Source organism: Stenotrophomonas sp. GD04145 (genome assembly GCF_029835135.1).
In the GTDB taxonomy this organism is placed as follows: domain Bacteria; phylum Pseudomonadota; class Gammaproteobacteria; order Xanthomonadales; family Xanthomonadaceae; genus Stenotrophomonas; species Stenotrophomonas maltophilia_P.
The window spans coordinates 24340-36780 of sequence record NZ_JAODZG010000034.1; the positions used below are offsets into that span (position 1 = coordinate 24340).

Here is a 12441-nt window from a genome sequence, read left to right on the forward strand (position 1 = left end):
CACTGCGGCTGTGCTTATATGTCTATACAATATAGGTGTCCATTTCGGGTTGTCCAGCCATGTCCGATTCGCGTTCCCCGTCCTGTTTCCATGCCGCCCACGCGCTGCTCGCCGATGGCTGGGCCCGCGATGTCCGCCTGCAGGTGCAGGCGGGGCGCATCGCCGCGATCGACGTGGGGCAGCCCGCGCAGGATGGGGATGCCCGGGTCGGCATCCTGGTGCCGGGCCTGCCGAACCTGCACAGCCATGCGTTCCAGCGCGGCATGGCCGGCCTGACCGAGATCGGGGGCGGCGACGGCGACAGCTTCTGGAGCTGGCGCGAACTGATGTACCGCTTCCTCGCCCGCCTGCGCCCGGACGCAGTGCAGGCCATCGCTGCCCAGGCATACATGGAGATGCTGGAAAGCGGCTTCACCCGTGTCGGCGAGTTCCATTACCTGCACCACGATGCGGAGGGGCGGCCCTACGCCGACCGGGCCGAGATGAGTGCACGTATTGCCGCAGCCGCGGCACAGACCGGCATCGGCCTGACCCTGCTGCCGGTGTTCTATGCCCACGCCGATTTCGGTGGTGCGGCACCGAACCCGGCCCAGCGTCGGCTGATTCACGACGTGGACGGTTTTGCGCGGCTGCTGGAGGGTGCCCGTGCTGCGCTGGCTGCGTTGCCCGATGCGGTGCTGGGCATCGCCCCGCACAGTCTGCGGGCCGTCACCGGCGATGAACTGGCAGCACTGCTGCCGTTGAACGAGGGCCCGGTGCACATCCACATCGCCGAGCAGGTGCGCGAAGTCGACGCCTGCCTGGCGTGGAGTGGACAGCGTCCCGTGCAGTGGCTGTACGCGCACACCGAGGTGGACGCGCGCTGGTGCCTGGTGCACGCCACCCACATATCCGATGACGAGCGCGCCTCCATCGTCGCCAGCCGGGCCGTCGCCGGCCTGTGCCCGATCACCGAAGCCAATCTGGGCGATGGCCTGTTCCCGATGCAGGCGTTCGCACGCGAAGGCGGGCGCTTCGGCGTGGGGTCCGATTCCAACGTGCTGATCGATGCGGCCGAGGAACTGCGCCTGCTCGAATACGGCCAACGCCTGGCGCTGCGCGGGCGCAACGTGCTGGCTGCCGATGCCAGCCGCAGCAGCGGCAGATTCCTGTTCGAGGGCGCGCTGCACGGCGGCGCACAGGCGTTGGGCGTGGCCGCAGGTCTGCAGGTCGGGGCCAGTGCCGACCTGCTCGAACTGGACGCCGCACACCCCGCGCTGCAGGCGCGACGGGATGACGCATGGCTTGACAGCTGGGTGTTCGCTGCACGTAATGGCGCGCTGCGATCGGTCTGGCGCCATGGCCGCCAATGCGTGGCCGAAGGCCGCCACCTCCAGCGCGAGGCGATCACCACCGCCTTCGCTACCGCCCTGCGCGGCGTGCTGGGCTGATCGCTTCCCGCCATCGAGACCTGTCACGTGAAGGCCAGCAAGTCCGCCACGCTCAACCAGCGCATCCGCAGCGACCTGGAAAGCCGCATTCTCAGCGGAGAGTGGGCGCCGGGTTTCCGCATCCCCTATGAGCACGAACTGATGGAGCAGTACGGCTGCTCGCGGATGACCGTCAACAAGGTGCTGACCGCGCTGGCCGAGAGCGGCATGATCGAGCGTCGCCGCCGGGCCGGTTCGTTCGTCGCCCGGCAGCCACCGCATCTGGAACAGGTGGCGCTGGAGATTCCGGACATCGCGATGGAGGTCGGCTCGCGCGGCCACCAGTACGGGTACCGGCTGCTGCAGCGCGAGCTGCGCCTGGCCGACGCCGGCAATGCCGGTGAAGTGGAGCTGGCCGGCAGTGAAATGCTGCTGGCGATGCGCTGCCTGCATCTTGCCGACGGCCGCCCGCTGGCGCTGGAGCACCGGTTGATCAGCCCGGTGGGTGTACCGGAGGTGCTGGAGGTGGACTTCAGCACCACCGCGCCGGGCAGCTGGCTGCTGCAGAACGTGTCCTGGACCCGGGCGCAGCACCGCATCAGCGCGTGGGGTGCGGACACGGCGTCTGCCCGCCTGCTGGACGTGAAGCCGGGCACCGCCTGCCTGGTGATCGAACGCCTGACCTGGCGGGGCGAACAGCCCATCACCCGCGTGCGCCAGGTGTTCCTCGGCGACGCCTGGGATCTGGTGGCCCGCTTCGCGCCCGGCGCGCGCTAGCGCGCACGCTTCCGCGCGTTCAGATCAATACGTCGCGCACTGCCGCCAGCGCACCGGCTCATCCACGCCGGGGCGGGCATTGAGCTGCACGCGCACCGTGCGCAGCGCGGGGTAGCGCAGGACCTGCGTGCAGACGCGCGGCCATACATCGTCAAGTTCGCCGGTGCGGTTGATCGCCAGGGTCTGCCGGGTCAGCCAGACGCCGCTGGCAATGCCGGGCTGGCCAGCCAGCGCCCGGGCCAGATCCGCCTGGTAGCGGTCAAGGGTCGCCATATCCGGGTTGGGGTCGCTGTGGCCATCGTCTGCCGGCGTGGAAACGGCAGCAGCAGGCGCCGCCGCTGCCGGTGCGGGCGCCTGGGAGACAGCGGCAGGCGCCGCGGCGGCGATGTCGGCGGAGGCAGGGGCGGTCACCGCCTGCGGCGCCGGTGACGCCAGGTGCAGGCCCTGCAGGCCGAGGCCGACCAGCAGGCCGACGGTTACCGAGGCCAACGCGGCAATGGCGATGCGACGCAGGGCCTCGTGGCGCGCAGTGGCGCGCACGCGCGCATCGATGTCGGCCGGCAGATAGGGCTGCAGCAATGGCCACAGGCGCGGGCCGTCCAGCACCTCCACGGCCTGCAGCTCGGCGGCACTGCGGCCATCGCGCTGGATCCGGCCTTCGGTGATCAGCACGCCGCCCTTGGCCCCGGCCAGCCGCGCTGCCGCGCCCAGTTCGTTCACCGCAGCGGTACCGATGCGATAGGCCAGGCCATGCTTGCAGGACACCCGCCAGGTATTGGGGCCATCGCTGAGCAGGAAATCGCTGCTGGGCTCGCGGGCATCCTCGGCAGGAACCTCCAGTTCGCGCAGGCCGCGCTGCTCGCGCAGCATCCGCTTGACCAGCGCGGAGAACTCCCGCCAGTGCATGCCGGCCAAGGCCTGCAGGCCCAGTTGCATCTCCTTCTGCCGCCGCTTGATCCACCACAGGTGAACGACGGCCAGGGAACAGATAAGCAGGGCCGACAGCAGGGCCAGAATCCAGGGAAGCATGCAGGGAGAGCGCGGAAGGGGCGAAAACGGAAGCGGACAGTGTAAAGCGCGCACTGCCTGGCAGGGTCAGGACGTTCCCCACAGCAAGCGTGATGGAACGCTCAGATCGGCGTTCCGCAGGCACGAAAAACCCGCCAATCCTGAAGCCGTGAGGGGAGGGAACAAACGGCAGGCGAAGCGATTGGCGGGTTGCTCGCGATTGTCAGGCAAATTTTATTGCATTGCAACAATCCATCGTCACGGCACGCTGCCCGGCGACTGGTGGCTGCCCGGGGCCGGCGCATCGCTGCCCGAGGCCGCCCGCGTCTCCAGCTTGGCCAGGCGCGCATGCAGGGCGTCCAGGCGTGCCTCCAGCGCGGTGAGCTCGTCGGCGGTGGGCACATGCAGGCGCTTGAGCACGCCCTGCACCTGGTCGTCGAAGGCCTTTTCGACCTTGTTCCAGGTGCCCGAGGCCTTCTCGCGCGCCTCATCCAGCGAGGACTCGACGTTGTCGCGCCATCCCGGGCCCTGCTCGCTGGCGCGCTCACGGCGGCGGGCCTCCCAGGCCTCGCCTTCCTTCACCAGCCCATCGAAGAAACGGCTGCCTTCGGCCTGTGCCCGGCCCAGCGCACCCAGTCCGGCCAGCCAGACCTGCTGGGCCGAATCGCTCAGCTTGCGTGAGAAGCGTCCGGCCTGTTCACCAAAGGTGGCGTCGTCGTCGCGGCGGTCGTCGTTTTCGTAGCGGTTCATCGCACTTCCCGTGGGAGTTGGACCTGCCCCGAGAGTAGCGCGCGCCGCCGTTGCAGGGCCGTGACGGCCGCTGTCGTGGTTCAGCCCAGCTTTTCCTTCAGCACGCGCTGGATTTCGCTTTCGACCATGCCTTTCATTGCCGACAGCAGGAAGCCGAGCTTGGCGGTCACCCGCACGGCGCCCGGCTGCAGCTCGATCGCGCCGTCCACGCCGCTGCCGGAGAAATTCAGCACATCGGCGCTCCACGAGGACTTCAGGCCAAAGCGCTCGGCCAGCTTGGCGGCAACCTGTTCGATCGCCTCGCGCGCCTGTGCGTAGGGCAGGGCGTGGGCGTGGCGGACATCGATGGTGGACATGCAGGCTCCTGGCGCAGGGCGGGGTGATCAGAGAGGGCGAGCATTGTGCGCATCGATCGCGTCCGCGCCAAGCGCTCATCCGGGGTTCTTCTTCGATGCCGGCCAACCTGCTAGGCTGCGCCGCGTGCAGAACCTGCTTGTTCACTTCAGTCAACAACAACAGCCCGACCAGCCGCTGCGGCCCGGGGTGCAACGCATCGTGCGCCATGCCAACGGCAGCGTGCGGCTGGGCGAAGCAGGCAACGGCGCGTTGCTGCTGGCGCAGTTCTGCATGGATGATCGCGGCCTCTGGCTCCAGGTCGGCAACGGCATCCGCGGCATCCATGTCAACGGCCGTCCGGTACGGCGCATGGCGCTGCTGCGCGCCGGCGATGCGGTGTATGTCGATGGCGTGGAAATGGTCCTGCGGGGCGAAGCCGAGAGCCTGCTGCAGGCGCCGTCACCGGACGGCGAAGATGCCGGCGACGAGCAGCGCCTGCTGCGGGGCGTCGGTGGCCTGCACCATGGCCGCAGTTTCACCTTGTCGCGCGCCCGCGTGATCGGCCGCGGCACCGAGGCCGACATCGCCATCGACGATCCGGCGTTCGCCGAACAGCACGCGCGCGTGGAAGTGCACGGCGATCGCGTCCTGCTGCGTGACCTGGGCAGCGCCGATGGCACCTGCGTCAACGGCGTGGCCGTGCGCCACTGCTGGCTGCAGCCGGGCGACCAGGTGGTATTCGATGGCCAGCACCGTTTCGTGCTGGAAGTGCCGCGTGATCCGCGCCGGCGGCCGCTGGCGGCCGAGGATGAGTCCAGCCACGAGGCCGAACGGGCGCCTGCCGAGCCCCTTCCTCCGCGCCGGGTCCGCCGCTGGCCGTGGCTGCTGGTCAGCGCACTGCTGCTGGCTGCGCTGCTCAGCCTGCTGCTCTGGTTCGGCGCGCGCTGAGCCTGTCGTCTCCGTGCTTCGGGCAGGCGCCGGCCCAGGTCGGCGACTGCCGGTGCAGTGCCGCGGGCGATGGATTCCGATGAAACCAAATTTCCCTTGCCGCGCAAGGCCGCAAGGCTGGTGCACTGCGGCATACTACGGATCTTGCCCCACAGGTGTGACATGACGCGCGCGTTCAACTTCAGTGCCGGCCCTGCAACCTTGCCGGAATCGGTCCTGCGCCAGGCGCAGGCGGAAATGCTGGACTGGCACGGTACCGGCGCCTCGATCGTGGAAATGAGCCATCGCGGTGCGGAATTCATGTCCGTCGCCGCCGAGGCCGAGGCGGACCTGCGCCGCCTGCTCGACATTCCCGAGGACTACGCCGTGCTGTTCCTGTCCGGCGGCGCCACCACCCAGCAGGCGTTGATCCCGCTGAATTTCGCAAGCCCCGGCCAGCGTGCCGACTACGTGGTCAGCGGCCACTGGGGCAGGACGGCGGTCAAGCAGGCCGGCCCCTATGTGGACGTCAACATCGCTGGCAGCAGCGAGGACGGGGGCTACCGCGAGCTGCCCGCGCACAGCAGCTGGCAGCTTTCGCCCGATGCGGCCTATGTGCACATCACCGCCAACGAGACCATCCACGGCGTCGAGTTCCGTGACGTGCCCGATACCGGCGATGTGCCGCTGGTGGCCGATTTCAGTTCGTCCATCGCCAGCGAACCGCTGGATGTGCGCCGCTACGGCGTCATCTACGCGGGCGCGCAGAAGAACCTGGGCCCGGTCGGCATCGCGGTGATGATCATCCGTCGCGACCTGCTGGAGCGCAGTGGCCAGCCGCGCGCGGACATCTTCGACTACCGCTCGCACGTGGCGCGCGACTCGATGCTCAACACCCCGCCCACCTGGAACTGGTACCTGGCGGGGCTGGTGTTCAAGTGGATGCTGGCCGAAGGCGGCGTGGCCGAGTTCGCCCGGCGCAATGCGGCCAAGGCCGCGCTGGTGTACGGCGCCATCGATGCGTCCGGCGGCTTCTATCGCAATGAAGTCGCGCACGCGGCGCGCTCGCGGATGAACATCCCGTTCTTCCTGCCCAACGCCGACCTCGATGCGCGTTTCGTCGCCGAGGCCAAGGCTGCCGGGCTGCTGGCGCTGAAGGGTCACAAGGTGGTCGGCGGCATCCGTGCTTCGCTGTACAACGCCATGCCGCTGGCGGGTGCGGAGGCGCTGGTCGCCTTCATGGCCGCGTTCCAGCAGCGCTACGGCTGAGCAATGAACGGCGCGCACCGTCGGGTGCGTGCCCACGCAACAGGGAATTCCGATGGCAAGCAAATCCAGCAAGAAGGCGCCGAAGCAGGCCGCACCGGCCAAGGACAGCGCTGCGTCCAAGGGCACGTCCAAGGCCAGGGCTGCATCGACGTCGGCACCCACCCAGGCGCCGCTGGCACTGGCCGACGTGCGTTCGAAGATCGACCAGATCGACCGCGACATCCAGCGCCTGATCGCCGAGCGCGCGCAGTTCGCCCACCAGGTCGGCAAGGCCAAGGGCAAGCTTGCCGCCGCCGTCGATTACTACCGCCCCGAGCGTGAAGCACAGGTGCTGCGCATGGTGGTGGACCGCAATGAAGGCCCGCTCAGCGATGAAGTGCTGGTGCACGTCTATCGCGAGATCATGTCGGCCTGCCTGGCCCAGCAGGAGCCATTGAAGATCGGCTACCTCGGCCCGGAAGGCACCTTCAGCCAGCAGGCCGTGCTCAAGCATTTCGGTCGCTCGGCGCTGGGCCTGCCGTTGGCCAGCATCGAAGAAGTCTTCCAGGAAGTGGAAGCGGGCAACGCCGATTTCGGCGTGGTGCCGGTGGAGAACTCGGGGCAGGGCACCATCCAGATCACCCTGGACATGTTCCTGACCTCCAACCTGAAGATCTGCGGCGAAGTGGAACTGCGCGTGCAGCAGTACCTGATGTCGCGCAGCGGCCGCATCGAGGACATCGAACGCGTCTACGGCCACCCGCAGTCGTTCATGCAGACCTCGGCGTGGATGCGCGCCAACCTGCCCAAGGCCGAGAAGATTCCGGTCTCCAGCAACGCCGAAGGCGCACGCCGCGCGCGCAACGCCGACGATGCGGCGGCCATCGGTGGCGAAAGTGCCGGCCACGTGTACGGCCTGAAGAAGGTGGTGACCAAGCCGATCCAGAACGATGCCGACAACACCACCCGTTTCCTGGTGGTGGGCCGCAACATCTTCCCGACCTCCGGCCATGACCGCACCTCGGTGCTGGTCTTCATCCATGACAAGCCGGGTGCGCTGTTCGACGTGCTCAGTCCGTTCGCACGCCACGGCATCAGCATGAACCGCATCGAGTCGCGGCCTTCGCACCACGGCAAGTGGGAGTACGGCTTCTTCATCGACCTGGCCGGCCACATCGACGACGCGCCGATGCAGGCCGCGCTGGCCGAACTGGAAGCACACTCAGCGCAGATCAAGGTCCTCGGCTCCTATCCGGTGGCCGTGCCCTGATGCCTGCCGCGGTGGCCGCGGCCACCGACCCTTGATGCACCGCCGGCCCGCCGGCGTCTACGGAATGATCGAACGATGAGCAACGCGCAACACTGGATCGCCCGCAAGGGCCAGCCGCTGCAGGGCAGCCTCACCATTCCCGGCGACAAGTCGGTTTCGCACCGTTCGGTGATGTTTGCCGCGCTGGCTGACGGCACCTCTCACATCGAGGGTTTCCTGGAAGGCGAAGACACCCGCGCCACCGCGCGCATCTTCAGCCAGCTGGGCGTGCGCATCGAAACCCCCAGCCCGTCGCAGCGCATCGTCCACGGCGTCGGCATCGATGGCCTGCAGGCGCCCAGCGCAGCGCTGGACTGCGGCAACGCCGGCACCGGCATGCGCCTGCTGGCGGGCCTGCTGGCCGGGCAGTCGTTCGACTGCACCCTGATCGGCGACGAATCGCTGTCCGGCCGGCCGATGCGCCGTGTCACCGGCCCGCTGTCGCAGATGGGCGCGAAGATCGATACCCAGGACGATGGCACGCCGCCGCTGCACGTGCACGGCGGCCAGACACTGCACGGCATCGCGTTCACCTCGCCGGTGGCCAGCGCGCAGATCAAGTCGGCCGTGCTGCTGGCGGGCCTGTACGCACAGGGCGAAACCAGCGTCGTCGAGCCGCACCCCACCCGCGACTACACCGAGCGCATGCTGTCCGCGTTCGGCGTGCAGATCGAGTTCTCGCCGGGCAAGGCGCGCCTGCACGGTGGCCAGCGCCTGCGTGCCACCAACATCGCGGTGCCTGCCGATTTTTCCTCGGCAGCGTTCTTCCTGGTGGCCGCCAGCATCATTCCCGGCTCCGAGCTGCGCCTGAAGCAGGTGGGCCTGAACCCGCGTCGCACCGGCCTGCTGCATGCACTGCGGCTGATGGGGGCGGACATCACCGAAGAAAATCCAGCCGAGCAGGGCGGCGAGCCGGTCGCTGACCTGGTGGTGCGCTACGCGCCGCTGAAGGGCGCGCGCATTCCCGAAGCGCTGGTGCCGGACATGATCGATGAATTCCCGGCACTGTTCGTCGCCGCCGCCGCCGCCGAAGGCAAGACCGTGGTGAGCGGCGCAGCAGAGCTGCGGGTGAAGGAATCGGATCGCCTGGCAGCGATGGCCACCGGCCTGCGCGCGCTGGGCATGCAGGTGGATGAAACCGAAGACGGCGCCACCCTGCATGGCGGCACGCGTCTGGGCAGCGGCACCATCGAAAGCCACGGCGACCATCGCATCGCCATGGCCTTTGCCATTGCCGGCCAGATCAGCGACGGCGAAGTGCGGATCAACGACATCGCCAACGTGGCCACCTCGTTCCCCGACTTCGACGGCCTGGCACGCAGCGCCGGATTCAACCTGGCCTGACCGGCACCGCAACCGCCGGGCCACGCCCGGCGGATCGCATTGCGCGGTAGGTGCCAACCTTGGTTGGCACGCTCATATCGCCCGGTAGGTGCCAACCTTGGTTGGCACGCTTTTCCGCATAAAATGACGGAGGCCGAAGCCTCCGTCGAACATCACGAACCCCTCGTCCGCGATCAACGCTGCTCGGTACGGAAATCCACCGGGACCCGCACCACACTGGCCACAGCACGGCCATCCTGCATGGCCGGCTGGAACTTCCAGTTCTGCACCGTGCGCAGGACCGCACGATCCAGGTCACGGCTGCGTTTGCCACTGCGCGACACGATCGCGGCATTGGTGACGTTGCCGCGGGTATCCACATCAAGGCTGGCGATCACGCTGCCCTGCACACCGTTACGAAGCGCAGCTGCCGGATAGTCCGGCTTGCTGTTGCTGGCGAGCGGGCGCGCCTCGCGGTTGCGCACCGCCGGCACTGCCTTGCGCTCGCTCGTGGCCGGCGTGGCCTGTCGTGCGGCAGGCGGTGCCGTTTCGGCAACAGGCGTCTGTTCGGTGGCGGGCAGCATGCGCTCGCCGACCGGTGCAGGCGCCACCTCATCCGGTCCGGAATAGCGCAGCCAGAGCAGCGCGGCCGCGAACATCGCCACGATCAGCGCGACCCACAGCCAGGGCGACGTGGCCCGGCGCGGCGTGCGGTCCTGCTGCATCTGCGGCGAATGAAGGTCTTCATGGGTGGTGACAGTCATCGCAAACTCCTTACGTCGGTTGACGACGTGCCGAGTGTTGCCCGAGGCCACGAAGAAAAGTGTCAGTGTTGCGTCAACGCAACCGGGAGGGTTCAGTTTGCCTTCCGGTATGCGTTCAGTTACTGCGTCTTGAAGTCGAACGGCACTTCAATGGTGCCCGGCACCGCCTGCCCGTTGCTCTGCGCCGGGGTGAAGCGCCAGCGGCGCACCGCGTCGGTCGCTGCTCGGTCCAGGTCACGCGAGCCGCTGCGCTGGATGACGGTGACGTTGTTCGGATAGCCCGTAGCGTCCACCTCCACCCGCACCACCACACTGCCGGTTTCGCCCGCACGCAGTGCAGCGGCCGGATAGGCCGGCGGCGGCGATTGGCCCGCGATCGGCATGGGCTGGCTGCCGCCACCGGCGACCGGCGCGGTGCCGGGCGCAGCGGGTACCGGTTCAGTCGTTGCGGGCGGCGGGGGCGGGGCGGTTTCCACCAGCTTCGGGGCGTCTTCCGGTGCCGGCGCCGGCTTGGCGTCGGGCATGTCGCTGGACCCGGCTGCCGCCGGCAGGGGTTCCGGCAGAGGCTCCACCTGGGCAGTTTCCTGTGGCGTCTGTGCCGCAGGGTCGGCACGGAAGAACTCCTTGTCGCGGCCCGTCAGCCAGACCACCACGAACAGCAGCACCCCCACGCCGAAAGCGATGCCGGCGATCTTCAGGGCGTTGCGCGGAATATGCACAGTGAACGACTTGGCGGACGACGAGCGGGGTGCAGACATGGACCGGACCAGTACGGAATAGCCCGATTCTGCCACGGCCCGAATGAACCGGGCGGCAGAAATCCGCATAACAGGCGATAATCCCGGTCCTGACACCCACCACGACACCTGCCATGCTTGATCCAGCCCTGCTCCGCCACCAGCCCGCCGACCTCGCCGAACGCCTGCGCACCAGCCGCGGCTTCGAGCTCGACGTGTCTGCCCTGGAGTCCCTGGAGGCCGATCGCAAGCGCATCCAGGTGCGGACCCAGGAGCTGCAGAGCCTGCGCAACAGCCGCTCCAAGGCCATCGGCCAGGCCAAGGCCAAGGGTGAGGACGTCTCGGCCATCATGGCCGAGGTCGCCGCCTTCGCCGACGAACTGAAGGCCTCGGAAGTAGCGCTGGACGAACTGCGCGAGAAGATCGAAGCAATCTCGCTGGGTATTCCGAACATTCCGGCCGACGACGTACCGGCCGGTGCCGACGAGAACGACAACGTCGAGCAGGCGCGCTGGGGTACCCCGCGCCAGTTCGATTTCAAGGTGCTGGACCACGTCGAACTGGGCGCCCGCAACGGCTGGCTGGATGGCGAAACCGCCGCCAAGCTGTCCGGTTCGCGCTTCACCGTGCTGCGCGGCCCGATCGCGCGCCTGCACCGTGCGCTGGCCCAGTTCATGGTCGATCTGCACACGGGCGAACACGGCTACGAGGAAACCAACGTACCGCTGCTGGTCAACGCCGAATCGCTGCGCGGCACCAGCCAGCTGCCGAAGTTCGAGGATGACCTCTTCAAGACTGCCGTCGGCGAGTCCACGCGCTACCTGATCCCCACCTCGGAAGTGCCGCTGACCAACATCGTGCGCGACGAGATCGTCGACGCCGAGCGCCTGCCGCTGCGCATGACCGCGCATTCGATGTGCTTCCGTGCCGAGGCGGGCAGCGGCGGCCGCGACGTGCGCGGCATGATCCGCCAGCATCAGTTCGAGAAGGTCGAGCTGGTCTCGATCTGCCAGCCGGAAGACAGCGAGGCCGAGCACCAGCGCATGACCCGCTGTGCGGAAGTCGTGCTGGAAAAGCTGGGCCTGCCGTACCGCAAGGTCCTGCTGTGCACCGGCGACATGGGCTTCTCGGCCATCAAGACCTACGACCTGGAAGTCTGGCTGCCGTCGCAGGAGACCTACCGCGAGATCTCCTCGTGCTCGAACTGTGGTGACTTCCAGGCCCGCCGCATGCAGGCGCGCTGGCGCAACCCAGCCACCGGCAAGCCTGAGCTGGTGCATACCCTGAACGGCTCGGGCGTGGCGGTTGGCCGTGCGATGATCGCGGTGATGGAAAACTACCAGAACGCCGACGGCAGCATCACCGTGCCGGAAGCGCTGCGCCCGTACATGGGTGGGCTGGAAACCATCGCCTGACAACCGGCTCAGGTGGGTGCCATGCTTGCATGGCACCGAATCCACGCATGGCGTGGATCTGCAATGCGGCTACATCCACGCCCTGCGTGGATGAGCCCCGCGATCACTCTACAACCCGCACCTTCTCCAACGGCACCCATCCCGCCTCGCCCGCCTCGGGCATGCACCAGGCCCAACCATTCAGTGTGCGCACCCCGCGCAGCAGCTGCCCGGGATCGACATCCAGCTCCCGCGCGCAGTAATCCGCGGTGGCAAACGTGTCACCCTGCGTATCGCGACCGATCACCGGTGCCGGCACGAATCCGGGCTGCTGCCCCTCGGCCTGGCACAGGAACCAGTCCTCCCAGCCCTCCGGGCCTTCATAGCGCTCGCCTACCACCAGCGCCTGGCCGCGGAGCAGGGTGATCGGGTGTGGGAATTCGCTGCGGTGCGTGGTCG

The 12441-nt window shown here is 68.2% G+C and carries 13 protein-coding genes; 7 read left to right on the forward strand and 6 right to left on the reverse strand.

Translation table 11 applies throughout. The annotated features are described in order from the left end of the window. The first annotated feature begins 59 nt into the window (after positions 1–59). Both N7367_RS14725 and hutC read left to right on the forward strand, forming a co-directional pair. A complete protein-coding gene (locus tag N7367_RS14725; RefSeq protein WP_279942671.1) occupies positions 60–1430 on the forward strand; it encodes a formimidoylglutamate deiminase in 1371 nt (456 codons plus the stop codon). Positions 1431–1457: 27 nt separating this feature from the next. Beyond that, complete coding sequence (hutC, locus tag N7367_RS14730) at positions 1458–2186, forward strand: histidine utilization repressor (RefSeq protein WP_053515504.1); 729 nt, start codon at positions 1458–1460, stop codon at positions 2184–2186. Between the two features lie 24 nt (positions 2187–2210). Here the strand turns inward: hutC and N7367_RS14735 are convergent, their stop codons facing one another. The 3 genes from N7367_RS14735 to N7367_RS14745 all read right to left on the reverse strand — a co-directional run bounded on the left by N7367_RS14735 (position 2211) and on the right by N7367_RS14745 (position 4300). Continuing rightward, on the reverse strand, positions 2211–3215 hold the full coding sequence (locus N7367_RS14735; RefSeq protein ID WP_053515506.1) for a restriction endonuclease: 1005 nt from the start codon (positions 3213–3215) through the stop codon (positions 2211–2213). A gap of 237 nt (positions 3216–3452) precedes the next feature. Next, the gene (locus N7367_RS14740; RefSeq protein ID WP_053515508.1) at positions 3453–3944 is read right to left on the reverse strand and encodes a phasin family protein; all 492 of its coding nucleotides are present in this window, start codon (positions 3942–3944) and stop codon (positions 3453–3455) included. An 80-nt stretch (positions 3945–4024) separates the two neighbouring features. Next, positions 4025–4300 carry a polyhydroxyalkanoic acid system family protein gene (locus N7367_RS14745; RefSeq protein ID WP_279942672.1) on the reverse strand — a complete coding sequence of 92 codons (276 nt, stop codon included), beginning with the start codon at positions 4298–4300 and terminating at the stop codon, positions 4025–4027. A 124-nt stretch (positions 4301–4424) separates the two neighbouring features. On the opposite strand from N7367_RS14745, the gene N7367_RS14750 reads away from it, so the two are divergent. The 4 genes from N7367_RS14750 to aroA all read left to right on the forward strand — a co-directional run bounded on the left by N7367_RS14750 (position 4425) and on the right by aroA (position 9108). Next, positions 4425–5228 (forward strand): FHA domain-containing protein, encoded by an 804-nt coding sequence (locus N7367_RS14750; protein WP_065176024.1) that lies wholly within the window; start codon positions 4425–4427, stop codon positions 5226–5228. 162 nt (positions 5229–5390) lie between these two features. Then, the gene (gene serC / locus N7367_RS14755; RefSeq protein WP_279942673.1) at positions 5391–6476 is read left to right on the forward strand and encodes a 3-phosphoserine/phosphohydroxythreonine transaminase; all 1086 of its coding nucleotides are present in this window, start codon (positions 5391–5393) and stop codon (positions 6474–6476) included. A gap of 52 nt (positions 6477–6528) precedes the next feature. Next, entirely contained in the window at positions 6529–7725 is a 1197-nt protein-coding gene (gene pheA, locus N7367_RS14760; protein WP_279942674.1) for a prephenate dehydratase, read from the forward strand. Positions 7726–7800: 75 nt separating this feature from the next. Then, entirely contained in the window at positions 7801–9108 is a 1308-nt protein-coding gene (aroA, locus tag N7367_RS14765) for a 3-phosphoshikimate 1-carboxyvinyltransferase (RefSeq protein WP_279942675.1), read from the forward strand. 173 nt (positions 9109–9281) lie between these two features. Here the strand turns inward: aroA and N7367_RS14770 are convergent, their stop codons facing one another. Together N7367_RS14770 and N7367_RS14775 are read right to left on the reverse strand one after the other, a co-directional pair. Then, entirely contained in the window at positions 9282–9851 is a 570-nt protein-coding gene (locus N7367_RS14770; RefSeq protein WP_279942676.1) for a TonB family protein, read from the reverse strand. Between the two features lie 119 nt (positions 9852–9970). Beyond that, positions 9971–10609, reverse strand: coding sequence for a TonB family protein (locus tag N7367_RS14775; protein ID WP_279942677.1), 639 nt, complete (start codon positions 10607–10609; stop codon positions 9971–9973). 113 nt (positions 10610–10722) lie between these two features. On the opposite strand from N7367_RS14775, the gene serS reads away from it, so the two are divergent. After that, positions 10723–12003, forward strand: coding sequence for a serine--tRNA ligase (gene serS, locus N7367_RS14780; protein ID WP_111186122.1), 1281 nt, complete (start codon positions 10723–10725; stop codon positions 12001–12003). A gap of 103 nt (positions 12004–12106) precedes the next feature. On the opposite strand, the gene N7367_RS14785 is transcribed toward serS, so the two are convergent. Then, positions 12107–12441 (reverse strand): ligand-binding protein SH3 (locus N7367_RS14785; RefSeq protein ID WP_279942678.1); only part of this gene is annotated, 335 nt, incomplete at its 5' end.